Annotated in this window: 16 protein-coding genes; 7 read left to right on the forward strand and 9 right to left on the reverse strand. The window is 65.4% G+C overall.

Translation table 11 applies throughout. The features are described from left to right. Position 1 precedes the first annotated feature (1 nt). Complete coding sequence (gene prmC / locus LQ956_RS01090) at positions 2-853, forward strand: peptide chain release factor N(5)-glutamine methyltransferase (RefSeq protein WP_238621327.1); 852 nt, start codon at positions 2-4, stop codon at positions 851-853. Here the strand turns inward: prmC and lipB are convergent. From lipB to ppa, 9 genes are all read right to left on the reverse strand, one after another. Beyond that, the gene (lipB, locus tag LQ956_RS01095; protein WP_238621328.1) at positions 840-1,466 is read right to left on the reverse strand and encodes a lipoyl(octanoyl) transferase LipB; all 627 of its coding nucleotides are present in this window, start codon (positions 1,464-1,466) and stop codon (positions 840-842) included. The genes prmC and lipB overlap by 14 nt on opposite strands. Before the next feature lie 12 nt (positions 1,467-1,478). Continuing rightward, the gene (locus tag LQ956_RS01100) at positions 1,479-1,748 is read right to left on the reverse strand and encodes a YbeD family protein (protein WP_238621329.1); all 270 of its coding nucleotides are present in this window, start codon (positions 1,746-1,748) and stop codon (positions 1,479-1,481) included. Then, complete coding sequence (locus LQ956_RS01105) at positions 1,748-2,599, reverse strand: D-amino acid aminotransferase (protein ID WP_238629195.1); 852 nt, start codon at positions 2,597-2,599, stop codon at positions 1,748-1,750. Before LQ956_RS01105 ends, LQ956_RS01100 begins: the two co-directional genes overlap by 1 nt. A gap of 135 nt (positions 2,600-2,734) precedes the next feature. Beyond that, the gene (locus tag LQ956_RS01110; RefSeq protein WP_238621331.1) at positions 2,735-3,904 is read right to left on the reverse strand and encodes a D-alanyl-D-alanine carboxypeptidase family protein; all 1,170 of its coding nucleotides are present in this window, start codon (positions 3,902-3,904) and stop codon (positions 2,735-2,737) included. Between the two features lie 87 nt (positions 3,905-3,991). Continuing rightward, on the reverse strand, positions 3,992-4,861 hold the full coding sequence (locus LQ956_RS01115; RefSeq protein WP_238629197.1) for a septal ring lytic transglycosylase RlpA family protein: 870 nt from the start codon (positions 4,859-4,861) through the stop codon (positions 3,992-3,994). Then, positions 4,858-5,925, reverse strand: a complete 1,068-nt coding sequence (mltB, locus tag LQ956_RS01120; protein ID WP_430733382.1) for a lytic murein transglycosylase B — start codon at positions 5,923-5,925, stop codon at positions 4,858-4,860. Before mltB ends, LQ956_RS01115 begins: the two co-directional genes overlap by 4 nt. Beyond that, the gene (gene rodA, locus LQ956_RS01125; RefSeq protein WP_238621334.1) at positions 5,922-7,040 is read right to left on the reverse strand and encodes a rod shape-determining protein RodA; all 1,119 of its coding nucleotides are present in this window, start codon (positions 7,038-7,040) and stop codon (positions 5,922-5,924) included. The genes mltB and rodA overlap by 4 nt, the downstream gene beginning before the upstream one ends. Further along, complete coding sequence (gene mrdA / locus LQ956_RS01130; RefSeq protein WP_238629199.1) at positions 7,040-8,893, reverse strand: penicillin-binding protein 2; 1,854 nt, start codon at positions 8,891-8,893, stop codon at positions 7,040-7,042. The genes rodA and mrdA overlap by 1 nt, the downstream gene beginning before the upstream one ends. A 116-nt stretch (positions 8,894-9,009) precedes the next feature. Further along, the gene (ppa, locus tag LQ956_RS01135) at positions 9,010-9,543 is read right to left on the reverse strand and encodes an inorganic diphosphatase (RefSeq protein WP_238621336.1); all 534 of its coding nucleotides are present in this window, start codon (positions 9,541-9,543) and stop codon (positions 9,010-9,012) included. A 180-nt stretch (positions 9,544-9,723) separates the two neighbouring features. Here ppa and LQ956_RS01140 point away from each other — a divergent pair, with 180 nt between their 5' ends. From LQ956_RS01140 to rsmA, 6 genes are all read left to right on the forward strand, one after another. Next, a complete protein-coding gene (locus LQ956_RS01140; RefSeq protein ID WP_238621337.1) occupies positions 9,724-10,377 on the forward strand; it encodes an adenylate kinase in 654 nt (217 codons plus the stop codon). Positions 10,378-10,522: 145 nt separating this feature from the next. Further along, complete coding sequence (locus LQ956_RS01145; RefSeq protein ID WP_238621338.1) at positions 10,523-12,706, forward strand: LPS-assembly protein LptD; 2,184 nt, start codon at positions 10,523-10,525, stop codon at positions 12,704-12,706. After that, the gene (locus LQ956_RS01150) at positions 12,690-14,039 is read left to right on the forward strand and encodes a peptidylprolyl isomerase (protein ID WP_238629200.1); all 1,350 of its coding nucleotides are present in this window, start codon (positions 12,690-12,692) and stop codon (positions 14,037-14,039) included. Before LQ956_RS01145 ends, LQ956_RS01150 begins: the two co-directional genes overlap by 17 nt. After that, complete coding sequence (pdxA, locus tag LQ956_RS01155; RefSeq protein WP_238621340.1) at positions 14,039-15,037, forward strand: 4-hydroxythreonine-4-phosphate dehydrogenase PdxA; 999 nt, start codon at positions 14,039-14,041, stop codon at positions 15,035-15,037. Before LQ956_RS01150 ends, pdxA begins: the two co-directional genes overlap by 1 nt. A gap of 23 nt (positions 15,038-15,060) precedes the next feature. Next, positions 15,061-15,390: a DUF4156 domain-containing protein gene (locus LQ956_RS01160; protein WP_238629201.1), complete on the forward strand. Its 330-nt coding sequence runs from the start codon at positions 15,061-15,063 to the stop codon at positions 15,388-15,390. Between the two features lie 26 nt (positions 15,391-15,416). After that, the gene (rsmA, locus tag LQ956_RS01165; RefSeq protein WP_238621342.1) at positions 15,417-16,208 is read left to right on the forward strand and encodes a 16S rRNA (adenine(1518)-N(6)/adenine(1519)-N(6))-dimethyltransferase RsmA; all 792 of its coding nucleotides are present in this window, start codon (positions 15,417-15,419) and stop codon (positions 16,206-16,208) included. Positions 16,209-16,255: the final 47 nt, after the last annotated feature.

Raw genomic sequence — 16,255 nt, forward strand, 5'->3', positions numbered from 1 at the left:
CTTGCCCGCCCTTACCCTCAAGACCCTGTTGATTGAGGCGAGAACCGCCCTGGCCCATGGGGAAGCGCCCCGCCTGGAAGCGGAACTGCTGCTGGCCCATGCCCTGGGCCGGGATCGCGGCTGGCTCTATGCCCATGGGGGCGACACCCTGGAGGACCCCACCGCCCTGGCATGCTTCAGGACCCTGGTACAGCGACGCGCCCAGGGCGAGCCGGTCAGCTACCTGCTGGGCTGTCGAGAATTCTGGTCCCTGAATCTGCAGGTCCGCCCCGGCGTGCTGATCCCCCGCCCCGACACCGAAACCCTGGTGGAGGCCGCCCTGTCGCGGCTGCCCCAAGACCTTCCAGGCCGGGTGGCGGATCTGGGCACGGGCACGGGCGCCATCGCCCTGGCCCTGGCCGTGGAGCGCCCCCGGTGCCGCATCATTGCCGTCGACCGCTCACCCCAGGCGCTGGCCGTCGCCATCGAGAATGTGGAACGGCTGGGGCTGGGGCAACAGGTAACGTGTCGATGCGGTGACTGGTTCGAGCCGCTGGCGGGCGAACGCTTTGACCTGATCGTCTCCAACCCGCCCTACATCGCCGAGGCAGACCCCCATCTAGAGCAGGGGGACCTGCGCTTCGAGCCCCGCTCGGCCCTGGCCTCGGGGCCGGACGGTCTGGCCGATATCCGTCGCATCGTCGGTCAGGCCCCCGACCATCTCGACCCGGGCGGCGGACTGCTGCTGGAGCATGGGATGGGTCAGGGCAAGGCCGTCAGGGAGCTGCTGGTACAGGGAGGGTTTTGCGGGGTAGAAACCGTGCAGGACCTGGGCGGCAAGGACCGGGTGACTCTGGGGATCATGCCGCTGTGACCGGCCTTCCCAGCCGCAACGACAATGCCTTCGTCAACCCCGTCGCCGCCTGACGCCAGTCTTCTCTCCCCCCCAGCGCCGCCAGGGAGGTGGTCGCCAACCCCCGGTAACCACAGGGATTGATGCGATCAAAGGCCGACAGGTCGGGATCCAGGTTGAAGGCCAGGCCATGATAACTCCCTCCCCGCCGGACCCGCAGGCCCAGCGCGGCAATCTTGGCGTCCCCCACATAGACCCCGGGCGCCTCGGCTCGGGCCTGGGCGGCGATCCCCTGGGTCGCCAGATAATCGATCACCGCCGACTCCAGCGCGGTCACCAGGGCCCTCACGCCCAGCCCCGAGCGCCGCAGATCCAGCAGGGTATAAATCACCACCTGACCCGGCCCGTGGTAGGTCACCTGCCCACCCCGGTCCACCGGGATCACCGGGATGTCGCCGGGATCGAGCACATGCTCCGGCTTGCCGTTGAGCCCCAGGGTGAACACCGGGGGATGCTCCACCTGCCAGAGTTCATCGAGGGTGCCTGCATCCCGGTGCTCGGTGAAGGCCTGCATCCGTCGCCAGGTGGACTCGTAGTCGCAGCGCCCCAGGCGGCGCACAAGGATGGCGGACATGTCGGCACAGGCTCAGAGGGTCATCTGCACCAGCTCACAGGCGCTGAGTTCAAGATAGAGGGCGTCCATCTGGGCCTGGCTTTGGGCATGGACACGGATGGTGATGGCCTGGTAGCGCCCCCCCTTGGAAGCACGCACGGAAAAATCCGACTCCCGGATATCCGGCACATGCTTGCCGACGATGACCCGTACCCGCTCTCCCAGCTCCGGCACCGAGGCACCGAAAACCTTCACCGGGAACTGACAGGGAAACTGCAATCCCATTTCTTCGGGCTTTTGCATCACACGCCCTCCCGCAGTCGAGCCTTGTAATCCTGATACAAGCCATGCAGCCGCCGCCAGACGGGGCCGGGGACGCCCGCGCCCACCGGTCGGCCGTCCAGGCGGGTCACGGGCAGAATCTCCCGGGTGGAACTGGTCAGCCAGATCTCCTCGGCCGCCCGCAGCGACTGTTCCGGAATGGCCGATTCCATCACCGGCAAGCCGGCGTCCTGGGCCAGTTCCAGCACCAGGTCCCGGGTGATGCCGGGCAGGAGAGAACGGTCTTTGGGCGGGGTGACGATGACGCCGTCCCCCACCGCGAACAGGTTGCTCGCGGCACCTTCCGTCGCCAGTCCCTGACGGATCAGGATGGCTTCCGTCGCCCCGGAATCCAGGGCCTCCTGACGGGCCAGCACGTTGGGCAGCAGGGTGATGGCCTTGATATCGCAGCGGGACCAGCGATGGTCGGCGATCACCACCGCGGCCACCCCCTGCTCCAGCACCGCCGGGTTAGGGGGCGCAATGGGATTGACCATGGCAAAGACCGTGGGCCGGACACCGGACGGGAAGGCGTGGTCACGACGGGCCACGCCCCGGGTCACCTGGACATAGAGACTGCGGTCCCCACCCGGATTCTTCTCCAAGAGGGTCATGAACAGGCCCTTCCAGCCCGTCCGGTCATGCGGGTTGTCGATGCGCACCTCGGCCAGACTGCGCTCCAGACGTTCCAGATGCTCTGTCAGGCGCAACGGATGCCCACCGAAGACCGGGATCACCTCGTAGATCCCGTCACCGAACAGAAAGCCCCGATCGAACACGGACACCCGGGCCTGGGCTTCCGGCACGAACTCGCCATTGAGATAGATGATCATGTCTTGAACCAACCGAAGGTTTAGGGAAACACTGAAAAAGCCCCCGTGCCGTCACTCCCGCGAAGGCGGGAGCCCAGAAGATCCATTCCGTGACTGGATCCCCGTTTGCGCGGGGATGACTTGCTCAGAACATCCTTAGCGAACCCACATCCAGGCACTGTCGATCAGACGCCGGAACAGGCCGCCATCATCAACCCCCTGCAAGGCCACCAAGGGCAGGACCCGCAGAGGCTCCCCATCCAGCATGATGCGCAGTTCGCCATAGGCCCGTCCCTGCTCAATGGGGGCTTCCAGCTTGCTGCCCAGGGAAATCTCCGCCTGGAGACGATCATAACCGCCGCGGGGAATGGTCACATGAAGATCCTCCACCAGACCCAGGGGAACCCGGTTCTGCTCTCCCTTGTAGACCCGGGCCTCGGTCAGGGCCAGCCCGCCATCATAGAGCTTGTGGCCCTCGAACTGCCTGAAGCCCCAGTTGAACAGGGCCTGGGACTCGTTGGCGCGGACTCGCCCCCCCTGCTCATGGTCGGCGGCCTGGATCCCCATGACGGAAGCCACCAGGCGCATGCCGTCCCGCTGTGCGGAAGACACCAGGTTGTAACCGGCAGTGCTGGTCCAGCCGGTCTTGCCCCCATCCACGGCATCGTCCCGCCACAGCAGGATATTGCGGTTGGACTGGGAGATGCCGTTGAAGGTGAAACTGCGCTCGGAGTAATAGGAATAGTATTCGGGGAAATTCCGGATCAGGGCCTGCATCAGCACGGCAATGTCCTGGGCCGTGGTGTACTGGGGCGTATCACTGGGCAGCCCATGGCTGTTCTGGAACTCGGTATCGTACATCCCCAGGGCGCGGGCCTGGGCATTCATCATGTCCACGAAAGCGCCTTCGGTACCGGCAATGCGCTCCGCCAGGGCGACGCAGGCATCGTTGCCGGACTGAACGATCATGCCCCGGATCAGTTCCTCGACCCCGACCTGGGTATTCACCTCGATGAACATGCGCGACGCACCGCGCATGCCGGTACGCCAGGCGCGCTCGCTCACATCCACCCGTTCGTTCAGGGTCAGGCGACCATCCTGCAATTCCTTGAAGACGATATAGGCGGTCATGATCTTGGTGAGACTGGCGGGCTCCACCCGCTCATTGGCGGCACGCTCGGCAAGCACCATACCGCTGACCGCATCCAGCACCACGTAGTTGCGGGCGGTCAGGTCCGAGGGGGGGGAGACACGCAGGTTGGCGCCGGCCAGTCCGGGCAACAGGAGGGCAAGCAACAGAACGCTGACGACGAGTCTTGGCATCATGGCATCTTCAGGGGCTGAAAAACCGACAGAATGGATATTCGGATCGAGAAGGGTAACATACCAGGGACACCCCGGATGCGAAGGGGTTCAATCGGTGACGACCCGATAATCTCCAAGCCCCATGGACTGCAGGATGCGGACCGTCTCCCGCTTGCTGCGGACATCCGACAGAGGGCCGACACGCACCCGGTAAAGGGGGGTATCGGCCTGCCCGCCCTCCAGGACGGCCACCTGCTCAAGGCGGGCATTCAGGCGGTCACGCAACCGTTCCGCATTCACGCGGCTGGAAAAGGCGCCCACCTGCAGAAAAACGGGCTCGCCCGGGTCGGATTCAACCTGGCCGGCCGGAGCGTCCTGCCCCGCCCACCCGGCCTGCATGACCTCGGGACGGGACGGCTCGGGGATCAGGGCCTTGACCTCCACCCGTGCCGTCCCCTCACCCAGCATGCCGATACGATGGGCCGCCGCATAAGAAAGATCAATGATGCGATTGTCCACGAACGGTCCTCGGTCATTCACCCGCACCACCACGCTGCGGCCGTTCTCCAGATTGGTCACCCGCGCATAGGTGGGCAGCGGCAATGACGTGTGGGCCGCCGTCATGGCGAACATGTCATAGGGCTCGCCGCTGGAGGTGCGCCGGCCATGGAACTTGGTCCCGTACCAGGAGGCCACGCCGCGTTCGCGGTAGCCCTCGGCACTGTCCAGGGTGGTATAGCGGCGCCCGAACACCACGTAGGACGCCGGATTACCGTAACGGCTCGGGGGCTCCACCCGGGGCACCGGCTCAGGCACCCGGGACAGGTCCGGAATCCTGCCGGGATGAGGGGCGCCATCCCGCTCTTCAGGTGTGTAGCCGGGACCGGCGGGGCCGGGACCACGGCTACTGCTGCAGGCGGCCAGGGTCAGCGCCAGCAAGACCGCCGGCAGAAGACGCAGGGCAACCTGCCTGGTCACCGCGCCCCACCATCCGCCAGGGCCTGCTCCCGGGCCTTGCGAATCTCCCGCGCCAGCTCATATACCGCCATGGCATAGAGCGGACTGCGGTTATACCGGGTGATGACATAGAAATTCTCATAGCCCAGCCAGACCTGGGTCCCCTCCTCCGCCTGCAGCTCTATCACCGAGAAGCGGGCATCCGGTGCCACGCGGCCTTCCGGCACGATGCCGTGGCGGGCCAGCTCATCAATGTCATGGCGGGCCTGATAGCCGCTCCCCATCAGGGATTTGTAGGCATCCCCCTCCACCCGGGCGCGCACCACCACGGGTTCTCCCATGACCCAGTGATGCCGACGGAAATAGTTGGCCACGCTGCCGATGGCATCGGGCCAGGAGTTGAGCAAATCACGGCGACCGTCGCCGCTGAAATCCACGGCATATTCCCGGTAGCTGGAAGAAATGAACTGCCCCCGCCCCATGGCTCCGGCGTAGGAACCGAGCGTTTCCCGCAGGTCCAGCCCTTCCTCTCGCACCAGGTGCAGGTAGTGACGCAGTTCGGAGCGGAAGAAGTTCGCCCGGGGCGGATAGTCAAAGCCCAGGGTCACCAGGGCATCCACCACCGGAAAGGTCCCCTGATGGCGGCCGTAGAAGGTTTCCACGCCGATGATCGCCACGATGATCTCCGCGTTGACCTGGAAGGTCTCCTGGGCGCGCAGGATGGTCGCTTCATGCTCCTGCCAGAAACGCTCCCCGGCACGGATCCGCTGTTCGGTGAGGAAGATCGGCCGGTAGTCCTTCCAGGGACGGGCCTCGGCCGGGGTGGAGATCAGATCCAGGATCCGCTGCTGCGGCCTGGCCTCGGCAAACAGCCGCTCCAGCTCGCGGGCATCGAAGCCATCCTCCCTGGCCAGGGTACTGATGAACTCCCGGACATCGCCGCGCTCAAGGTACGGCGGGTCACCGGCCACCAGGCCACGGGGATTGGCCCCGGCTGCGGCACAGGCGCCCAGCAGCAACGCTGCCAGCAGCAGGGAAGACATACGACGGTGGAAAGGCACCGGGGAAGCGCACAGGAAGGTCATCGGGCGAGTAGTCTGCGGTGGGAGTTGATGGACATCAGAATACCGAAAGCCGCCATCAGGGTCACCATGGACGTACCGCCGTAACTGAACAGGGGCAAGGGGACCCCCACCACCGGCAGCAGCCCCACCACCATGCCCGTATTGACGAACACGTAGACAAAGAAGGTGAAGCTCAGACTTCCTGCCAGCAGACGCGAATAGGTGTCCTGGGCCCGCAGGGCGATGGTCAGCCCGCGCAGGATCACCAACAGGTAAAGGGCCAGCAACAGCAGGATGCCCATCAGACCGAACTCCTCGGCATAGACGGCGAAGATGAAGTCGGTGGAGCGCTCCGGCAGGAACTCCAGCTGGGACTGGGTGCCGTTGAGCCAGCCCTTGCCGTACAGCCCCCCGGAGCCGATGGCGATCTTGGACTGGATGATGTGATAGCCGGCCCCCAGGGGATCACTCTCCGGGTTCAGCAGCGTGAGTACCCGCCGCCGCTGATAATCCTGCATGAAATGCCACAGCACCGGCGCCGCCACCATGGCCAGGGCCCCCAGTCCCATGAGGATGCGCCAGCGCACCCCGGCAAGAAAGATGATCACCAGGCCGGAACCCGCCACCAGCAAGGCGGTGCCCAGGTCCGGCTGCTTGGCGATCAGCACCGACGGCACCAGCACCAGCAGACCCGCCGCCACGACTTCCACGAACCGGGGCGGCAGCGGTCGATCGGCGAAATACCAGGCCACCACCATGGGCACGGCGATCTTCATGAATTCGGAAGGCTGAAACCGCACGACCCCCAGATCCAGCCACCGCTGCGCGCCCTTGCCCACCTCACCAAAGAACATCACCGCCAGCAGCAACAGGACCCCGGCGGCATACACCCAGGGCGACCATTGGCGCAGATGGTGCGCCGAGATCTGCGCCATCACCATCAGTATGGTAAAGGCAATGCCTACCCGCACCCCCTGCCGATACAGGGTATCCAGATTTTCACCGCTGGCGCTGTAGAGCACGACAAAACCCATGGCCAGCAACAGGGCCACCCCCCCCAGCAACAACAGGTCCAGGTGCAGGGCACGGACAATGGCGCGCCCCAGACCGTGCTCTTCCGCGGTGCCGTTCAGCATCAGGGGGTCATCTCCAGCATGAAATAGTCCATCACCTTACGGGCCACCGGCGCCGCCACCCGGCCACCGCTGCCGCCGTTCTCCACCAGCACCGCTATCGCAATCCGGGGTTCATCCGCCGGGGCGAAACCGATGAACAGGGCATGATCACGCAGGTGCTTGGCCACCGTTGCCTCGTCATATTCCTCATCATCCGCCAGCCCGAACACCTGCGAGGTCCCGGTCTTGCCGGCGATGCGGTAGGGGGCGTCCCGTCCTGCCGACTGATAAGCCGTGCCGTTGCTCCGGTGCATGACGTGCTCCATCGGGGTCAGGACCTGACCCCAGTGTTCCGCACGGCTCACCTGCACCGGGCTGAGGAATTCCGGCTCGGCCACATGCAGCTCCTCACCGTCTTCACCCAGCATGCCACGCAGCAGATGGGGACGCACCCGCTGGCCGCGCATGGCCAGGGTGCTGCTGATGGAGGCCATCTGCATGGGGGTGGCCAGCATGTACCCCTGCCCGATGGCGGTGATCAGGGTTTCGCCGGGGAACCAGGGCATGCCCTGCGCACCCCGTTTCCACTCACGGCTGGGCAGCAGGCCGCGACGCTCGCCGGTGCTGTCGATGCCCGTGGCCTCCCCCACCCCGAAGCGCCCCAGGAATTCCGACATGCGGTCGATCCCCAGTCGATAGGACATGTCGTAGAAGTACACGTCCGATGACTGGGTGATGGCCTTGTCCAGGTCCACCCAGCCATGGCCGTACCGCCGCCAGTCCCGGTAGCGTCGGGTATCGTTGGGCAGGGTGTAGTAGCCGGCGGCGAACATCTGTCGATCCGCGCGGATCACGCCATGCTCCAGCCCCGCCAGGCCCACCAGCATTTTCAGGGTGGAACCGGGCGGGTACTGGCCCGACAGGGCGCGATTGAACAGGGGCTGGCGCCGATTGTTGCGCAGCTCCTGGAAGGTGCGGGCCGGAATCCCGTGCACGAACAGGTTGGGGTCGAAGGTGGGCATGCTGACCATGGCCAGGACCTCGCCGTTGCGGGGGTCCATGGCCACGATGGCGCCGGCCATACCGTCCAGGGCCTCCTGGGCCACGGCCTGCAGACGCACGTCCAGGCTCAGCACCAGATCACGCCCCGGCGCTGGCGGCTCCCGCTCCAGGACCCGCAGCATACGACCCTGGGCGTTCACCTCCACCTTCTGGAAGCCCACCTGACCGTGCAGCTGATCCTCATAATAGCGTTCGATCCCCAGCTTGCCGATATGGCTGGTGCCGGCGTAGCGCCGGGTATCGATGCGGGCCAGCTCCCGCTCATCAATGCGCCCCACATAGCCGATGACATGGGCCAAGGCGTCGCCATGGGGATAATGGCGCGCCACCCGGGCCTGCACGTCCACGCCGGGGAACAGATGCCGATTGACGGCGAAGTTGGCCAGTTCCTCGTCCGTGAGATTGAGCTTCAAGGGGACCGCCTGGAAGGGGCGCTTGCCCCGCAGTGAGCGGCGAAACCGCTCGATCTCGGCCGACTCCAGATCCAGCAACGCCGAAAGCCGGTCAAGGGTGTCCTGCAGGTTCTCCACCTGCTCCAGGGTCACCTCCAGCTGATAGGCCGGACGATTCTCTGCCAGCACCACCCCGTTACGGTCATAGATCAGCCCCCGGGGGGGTGGCAGGGCTTCCAGACGCACCCGGTTGCTCTGGGACAGGGTCGAAAAATGGGAATGGTTGAGCACCTGCAGCTGCGTCAGCCGCACCCCGACAAGACCAAACAGCAGAACGATGATGACGCCCAGGGTAATGACTCGGGCCAGGAACAGCCGCTGTTCCAGGTGATGATTCTTGATGGGTTGACGCGACGACATGCCCTTGATCCGGAAGACTCATGGCCACACGGGCAGGAGGAGGTTGCGAGGGCCGGCGTGCCTGAAGTTAAGTGGGCAAAAGCGGTGGGGAGGCCGCAGCCACCCCACCGCCGAGATCAGGCCTGGGCCTGATGGCGCTTGACGGAACTCTCGATCTCGGCCTTGGCCTCATCAACGCCGACCCAGCCTTCGACCTTCACCCACTTGCCGGGTTCCAGTTCCTTGTAATGCTCGAAGAAGTGCTTGATCTGGTCCAGCAGGAGGGCGGGGACGTCGTCGGGGCCCTGGATGTGATCATATTCCCGGGACAGCTTGGACACGGGCACCGCCAGCAGCTTGGCGTCCTCGCCCGCCTCGTCGGTCATCTTTAGCATGCCCACGGGACGGCAACGAATCACGCTGCCGCTGACCACCGGGAAGGGGGTCATCACCAGCACGTCCACCGGATCACCGTCATCGGACAGGGTGTGGGGCACGAAACCGTAGTTGCAGGGGTAGAACATGGGGCTGGCCATGAAACGATCCACCAGCAGGGCACCGCTGTCCTTGTCCACCTCGTACTTGACCGGCGAGGCATACGCAGGAATCTCGATGATCACGTTGATGTCGTTGGGCAGGTCTTTGCCTGCGGAGATCTTGTCAATATTCATTGGATCAGGCCCAAGGGGGTTGTGGATCAGGAGGCGGCATTATAACGGCAACCCGGCCGGCGAAAAGCCACCTCCCAGGGGGGAGTGCTTGCGTGCCGGGCGCTTGAGCAGGTATAAGTTTCGGCCTAATGTCTTTATAACCCATCTGATACACGCCTATTATTCTAAAGAGGAAATGCCATGCGTATCGTGCTTCTGGGCGCACCGGGATCCGGCAAGGGGACCCAGTCCAAGCTGATCATGGAGCGCTACAAGGTGCCTCAGATCTCCACCGGGGATCTCCTGCGCGCTGCCGTTTCCGCCGGAACGCCCCTGGGCCGGCAAGCCAAGGCCGCCATGGATGCCGGCCAGCTCGTGACGGATGATATCGTCCTGGGCATGATCCGCGAACGCCTGGCCATGCCCGACACTCAGCAGGGCTACATCCTGGACGGGTTCCCCCGCAACCTGGCCCAGGCCGGGGCGCTGGACGACCTGCTCAAGGAACTGGGCAAGCCGCTGGATGTGGCGCTGCTCATCGACGTGGACTTCGACAATCTGATGCAGCGCCTCACCGGCCGCCAGACCTGCGGCTCCTGCGGCGCCGTCTTCAACCGTCACACCAACCCTTCCCGGAAGGAAAACGTGTGCGATGTCTGCGGCGGTGAACTCACCCACCGCGCGGACGACAACGAAGAAACCATCGGCAAGCGTCTCAAGGTCTACGAAGAGCAGACCCGCCCCCTGGTGCAGTATTACAGCGAACGCAGCCTGCTGCAGACAGTGAAGGGTGAAGGTGAGATCGAGTCCATCTACAAGGCGGTCTCCGAGGTGCTGGAGTCCTGCCGCAAGTAAGGACGTGCTCCGCCCCGAGACACACTCCGGGTGTCTCGGGGTCATCTCACCCCGATGTCTCCCCGGTCCCCATGCATTCCAGCGCAATTCATCTAGGCACCACGCCACCCGGCCTCTTCCCGGTGGTTCAGGCGCACCAGCGCGCATGAACCCTCGCAAGCTTCTCTCCTGCTGCCTGCTCATGACCTGCTGCGTCACCACGGTCCAGGCGAATGACTGGTCCCTGTGCCGCTACCAGCCGGAATCCCTGGAGTACCCGTTCCCCCGGGACGATCAGACCCGCTTCTTCGCCGACAGCGCCTTCATTGACCGGGACGGGATCTCCCGCCTGGAGGGCAACGTCGCGCTCTATGACCAGGGCCGCATGCTGCGGGCGGATCGCATCACCTACGAGGAAAGTCGATCCTTCCTGGAAACCGAAGGCAATGTGCGTTTTCAGACCGATACGGGACTCTTCTTCGAAAGCCCGGGCGGTTTTCTGCATCTGGACACGGAGACCGGCCGTTTCGAGCATGCCCGCTACCGCTTTGACCCCCGTCATGCCCGGGGTGAAGCGAAGGCTCTGGAACCCCGCGGTCACAACACGCTGTATCTTCAGGAGGCCACTTACACCACCTGCGACCCCGGCCGGGACCACTGGCTGCTCAGTGCGCGCCATGTACAGCTGAATCAGGACAGTGGCCAAGGCACGGCCAGGGGCGTCCTCCTGCGCTTTCAGGGGGTGCCCCTGTTCTATACGCCGTGGATCACCTTTCCCATCGATGATCGCCGCAAGTCCGGCCTGCTGCCACCCAGCTTCGGGACCTCGGACAACACCGGCGCGGATCTGCTGATCCCGTTCTATCTGAACCTGGCACCCCACCGGGATGCCACCCTGGGCCTGCGCCTGATGGACAGCCGGGGCGCCATGCTGATGTCCGAGTTCCGCTACCTGAACCCCAGCAACCGAGGCCGGATCCAGCTGGATTACCTGCCCAACGACACGAGCTATGGCGAAGACCGCACCCTGGTGGCCTGGGACCACCACTGGCGCATCAGTCCCCGGCTGCACTTTCACACAACGGGCAGCGACGTCTCGGACGACCGCTACTTCCGCGACCTGGGTGACTCCCTGGACGATACCAGCATCACCCATCTGGAACGGCGGGCGGACCTTGTCTACGCCGGCCAGGGCTGGACGCTGCTGGGGCGGGTGCAGGATTTCCAGATCGTGGACGAGACCCTCTCCAGCACCAGCCGTCCCTACAAACGGCTGCCCCAGCTGCTCTACCAGGGCCGCTGGCCCTGGCAGGCGGGTGGATTCGACTATCGCCTGCGCGCCGAATGGGTCGCCTTCGAGCGGGATGACAGCGTCACCGCCCGGCGCACGGATCTGATGCCGGAGATCAGCCGCCCCATGCACGGGGCCGCCTGGTTCGTAACCCCGAGCCTGAAATACCGCGTCACCCATTATGACCTGGACGACCAGCCCGCCGATGTCGACAGCAACCTGACCCGAGCGCTGCCCATCGCCAGCCTGGATGCCGGACTATTCCTGGAACGCCCGCTGGAAAGCGGGAACATCCAGACCCTGGAGCCGCGGTTGTACTATCTCTACACCCCCCGCCGGGATCAGGATGACATCCCTCTGTTCGATACCGCCCAGTTCGATTTCAGCTTTGATCAGCTGTTTCGGGATCATCGCTTCAGCGGCCCGGACCGGGTCGCCGATGCCGATCAGCTCACTACGGGCCTCACCACCCGCATCATCGACGGCCGCTCCGGCGAGGAACGTCTGCGGGTCAGCCTGGGGCAGATCCACTACTTTGATGATCGCCGGGTGACGCTGCGCGAGGAAGGCCGCGCCGAAACCGCCGACAGTTCCTCCATGGTCGCCGAAATGGCGGCGCGCCTGGGGGATCGCTGGCGCACCCGCGCCGGCGCCCAATGGGACCCGCGACGGGAACAAATGGAGCGTTCTTCCGCTCTTCTGCAATACCGGGTGGATGGACGGCGCGTGATCAACCTGAGTCACCGTTACCGGGAAGACCTCCTGGAACAGGCCGATCTCTCGTTTGCCTGGCCCCTGTCCCGTCACTGGGACGTGGTGGGGCGCTGGGCCTACAGCCTGGAGGATAACCGGGACCTGGAAGTCCTGGCAGGCCTGGAATATAAGAGCTGCTGCTGGGCCTTCCGCCTCGTCTCCCGCCGTTACCTCAACGACGGCGCCCGGGATGAGTACAATGACGGCATTTATTTTCAACTTATCCTCAAAGGGCTCGGCAGTCTGGGCACCGGCCTGGGTGACCTGCTGAGCGAGGGCGTGCTGGGTTATGAAACTGATTACTAAACTGCTGATACTCGTGGCGCTGACCTGGTCCTTGGGCATCGGCGCCCAGACACCCTCACCGGAAGACGGGCGACTGATGGACCGGATCATCGCCGTGGTGGAAGAAGACGTCATCATGCAGAGCGAACTGCAACAGCGCATGGATGAGATCGGGCAGCAACTGGCGGCCCGTGACGGGCAGGCCCCGCCGCGTGATGCGCTGGTGCGCCCGGTGCTGGACCGCCTGATCCTGGAGCGCCTGCAATTGCAGGAAGCGCGCCGCATCGGCATCCGCATCGACGACATCACCCTCAATAACGCAATGGAGAACATCGCCCGGGAAAACCGCATGACCCTGACCGAGTTCCGTGACCGGCTGGTGGCCGACGGCATGGATTTTCCGGCCTTCCGGGAACAGATCCGCAATGAACTGGCCATCTCGCAGCTACGCCGCCGGCAGGTGGACAGCCGCATCCAGGTCAGCGAACAGGAGATCGACGACCTGATTGCCAGCGAAAGCGGTGCCATCGACAGGGACGTGGAATACCGCCTGCTGCATCTGCTGATTTCCCTCCCCGAAGGGGCAACCCCCGACAGGATCCAGGCGGCCCGGGAACAGGCCCGGAAGATCCGCGAGGAAGCTGCCGCCGGGGCCGACTTCACCGCCCTGGCCCTGCGGGAATCCGCCGGCCGGCACGCCCTGGACGGCGGTGACCTGGGCTGGCGCAGCGCCGCCCAGGTCCCCACCCTGTTCGCCCGGCACGTGGTGCTGATGCGGGAAGGCGAAGTCAGCGAGGTCATCCGCTCTCCCTCCGGATTCCACATCATCAAACTGGCGGAGCGGCGGGGCGGCACCCGTACCCAGGTCCGCCAGACCCAGGTGCGCCATATCCTCATCACGCCCACCGAAGTGCTGAGCAACGATGAGGCCTTCGAGCGCCTCTCCAGCCTGCGCAGCCGCATCGAAGACGGCGCCGACTTCGCTGAACTGGCCCGTGCCCATTCCGACGATCGGGGCAGCGCCCTGCGGGGCGGCGAACTGGGCTGGACCGACCCGGGTGACCTGGTACCCCAGTTCGAGGACGTCATGAACCGGCTGCCGCCGGGACGCATCAGTGAACCCTTCCGCTCCCCATTCGGCTGGCACATCCTGGAGGTGCTGGAACGACGGGATCACGACAGCTCCCGGGAGCTGATGCGTGCCCAGGCTCGGGAGATCATCCGGGACCGCAAGCGGGACGACGAACTGGAACTGTGGCTGCGCCGACTGCGGGACGAGTCCTTTGTGGAACTGCGCCTGGACGCTCGTAACCCGGGGGATCCGACGGCCCTGATCAGCCCGCGGGGACGATAATGACTCGTCCCATACCCCGTATCGCCATCACCCCGGGGGAGCCGGCGGGCATCGGACCGGATCTGGTGGCCATGCTGGCCCAGCAACCCTGTCCGGCCCAGCGGATCGTGATCGCGGATCCCCTGGTGCTGCAGGATCGGGCCGCGGATCTGGGACTGCCTCTGACCCTCACGCCCTTTGACCCGGACAGCCCACCCCACACCGATCGCGCGGGTTGCCTGAGCATCGTCGGTGATTGCCAGGTGGCCCACCCCGTCAGGGCCGGTCATCTCGATCCGGCCAACGGGGACTATGTGCTGCAGACCCTGCGTCGGGCGGCCGACGGCTGCCTGGCCGGCACCTTCGATGCCCTGGTCACGGGCCCTGTACACAAGGGCGTCATCAATACCGCCGGCATCCCCTTCACCGGCCACACGGAATTCCTGGCGGAACGCTGCCGAGCCCCCATGCCGGTGATGCTGCTGGCCGCCGGTGAGTTGCGGGTCGCCCTGGTCACCACCCATCTGCCCCTGTCCAGGGTGGCCGCCGCCATCACGCCGGCACGGCTCCTGAGCGTGCTGCGAGTACTGCACCAGGACCTGCGCGAGCAGTTCGGGTTGGCCCGACCCCGCATCCTGGTCTGCGGCCTCAACCCCCATGCGGGCGAAGGGGGCCACCTGGGAGACGAGGAGATCCGGATCATCACCCCGGTGCTGGAACAGCTGCGCACCGAGGGCATGGATCTGCGCGGCCCCCTGCCCGCCGACACCCTGTTCACCGACCGCTATCTGCGCGAGGCGGACGCGGTGCTGGCCATGTATCATGACCAGGGACTGCCGGTACTCAAGCACGCGGGCTTTGGCCGGGCCGTGAACATCACCCTGGGGCTGCCCATCATCCGCACCTCGGTAGACCATGGCACCGCCCTGGAACTGGCCGGTACCGGCCGGGCCGAAGTCGGCAGCTTCCTTGAGGCCCTGTCCCTGGCCATCCACCTATCCTTGCAAAGAGCATCCTGACCATCCGTCCCGAGGAATCACCCATGTCCCGAGCCATGCGCATCGGCACCCTGTCCCTACTCAGCCTGGCCCTGATGCTGGGCGGCTGTACCTTCGTCAAGCTCACTCCCGGCGGTGAACGGGTCCGTATCCTGGATGCCCAGGATGTGACCCAGTGCGAGCGGGTCGGCAACACCTCCGCCACGGTGGCCGAGCAGGTGGGCATCTTCAAGCGTCCCCCGGAAAAGCTGGCCCAGGAAGTGGACCATGCCGCCCGCAATGCCGCCGCCGAGATGGGCGGTGATACCCTGGTCCCCCGCGGTCCCCTGCGGGAAGGGCGACGGGGCTATGACGTCTATCGCTGCATCCGCTGACAGACCCTCCGGAGACCCCGCGCCCAGTGGAACACGCCCCCAGAAAACGTTTCGGCCAGCATTTCCTGCATGACCCCGGTGTCATCCGGCGCATCGTCGGGGCCATCGATCCCTGTCCGGGGCAGACCTTGCTGGAGATCGGTCCCGGCACGGGCGCCATCACCCGACCCGTGCTGGAACGCTGTCGGCAACTGCATGTGGTGGAACTGGACCGGGATCTGATTCCCCGTCTGCAAACGGAGTATGCCGATGCCGGTGAGCTCATCGTGCACGCCGCCGATGCCCTGAAGTTCGATGTCGGCGCAGTGCCGGTGCCCACCGGCCGCAAGCTGCGGGTGATCGGCAACCTGCCCTACAACATCTCCACGCCCCTGATCTTTCACCTGCTGAAGTGGGCCGACGGCATCCAGGACATGCACTTCCTGCTGCAAAAGGAGGTGGTGGATCGGCTGACTGCCCGTCCCGGCACGGCCGAATACGGGCGGCTGGGGATCATGGTGCAGTATCGCTGCCGGACCGAATCCCTGTTCCATGTCGGCCCGGGGGCCTTCCGCCCCCCGCCGCGGGTGGATTCCGCCGTGGTCAGGCTGATGCCCTGGGATACCCTGCCCTACCCGGCCCGGGACGAAGCCCTGTTTGCCGCCCTGGTCCACCAGGGCTTCACCCGCCGGCGCAAGACCCTGCGCAACGCCCTGCAGGGCCTGGCGGATCCCACCGCCATGACGGCGGTGGACATCGACCCCGCCCGACGCCCGGAAACCCTGTCAGTGGAAGAGTTCGTCCGTCTGGCCAATCAGGTGGCCGAGACCCATACTTAAGCCGGTCCCCATGTGGGGTTACAATGTATTTTTTCCGCCATCGGCGA

The sequence above is a fragment of the Ectothiorhodospira lacustris genome (assembly GCF_022227845.1).
GTDB lineage: Bacteria > Pseudomonadota > Gammaproteobacteria > Ectothiorhodospirales > Ectothiorhodospiraceae > Ectothiorhodospira > Ectothiorhodospira lacustris.

Coding starts and splice junctions, on each gene's coding strand:
- lipB (WP_238621328.1), bottom strand. CDS start 1,466: ATGTCCGCCATCCTTGTGCGCCGCCTGGGGCGCTGCGACTACGAGTCC.
- LQ956_RS01100 (WP_238621329.1), bottom strand. CDS start 1,748: ATGCAAAAGCCCGAAGAAATGGGATTGCAGTTTCCCTGTCAGTTCCCG.
- LQ956_RS01105 (WP_238629195.1), bottom strand. CDS start 2,599: ATGATCATCTATCTCAATGGCGAGTTCGTGCCGGAAGCCCAGGCCCGG.
- LQ956_RS01110 (WP_238621331.1), bottom strand. CDS start 3,904: ATGATGCCAAGACTCGTCGTCAGCGTTCTGTTGCTTGCCCTCCTGTTG.
- mltB (WP_430733382.1), bottom strand. CDS start 5,925: ATGACCTTCCTGTGCGCTTCCCCGGTGCCTTTCCACCGTCGTATGTCT.
- rodA (WP_238621334.1), bottom strand. CDS start 7,040: ATGCTGAACGGCACCGCGGAAGAGCACGGTCTGGGGCGCGCCATTGTC.
- mrdA (WP_238629199.1), bottom strand. CDS start 8,893: ATGTCGTCGCGTCAACCCATCAAGAATCATCACCTGGAACAGCGGCTG.
- ppa (WP_238621336.1), bottom strand. CDS start 9,543: ATGAATATTGACAAGATCTCCGCAGGCAAAGACCTGCCCAACGACATC.
- LQ956_RS01140 (WP_238621337.1), top strand. CDS start 9,724: ATGCGTATCGTGCTTCTGGGCGCACCGGGATCCGGCAAGGGGACCCAG.
- LQ956_RS01145 (WP_238621338.1), top strand. CDS start 10,523: ATGAACCCTCGCAAGCTTCTCTCCTGCTGCCTGCTCATGACCTGCTGC.
- LQ956_RS01150 (WP_238629200.1), top strand. CDS start 12,690: ATGAAACTGATTACTAAACTGCTGATACTCGTGGCGCTGACCTGGTCC.
- pdxA (WP_238621340.1), top strand. CDS start 14,039: ATGACTCGTCCCATACCCCGTATCGCCATCACCCCGGGGGAGCCGGCG.
- LQ956_RS01160 (WP_238629201.1), top strand. CDS start 15,061: ATGTCCCGAGCCATGCGCATCGGCACCCTGTCCCTACTCAGCCTGGCC.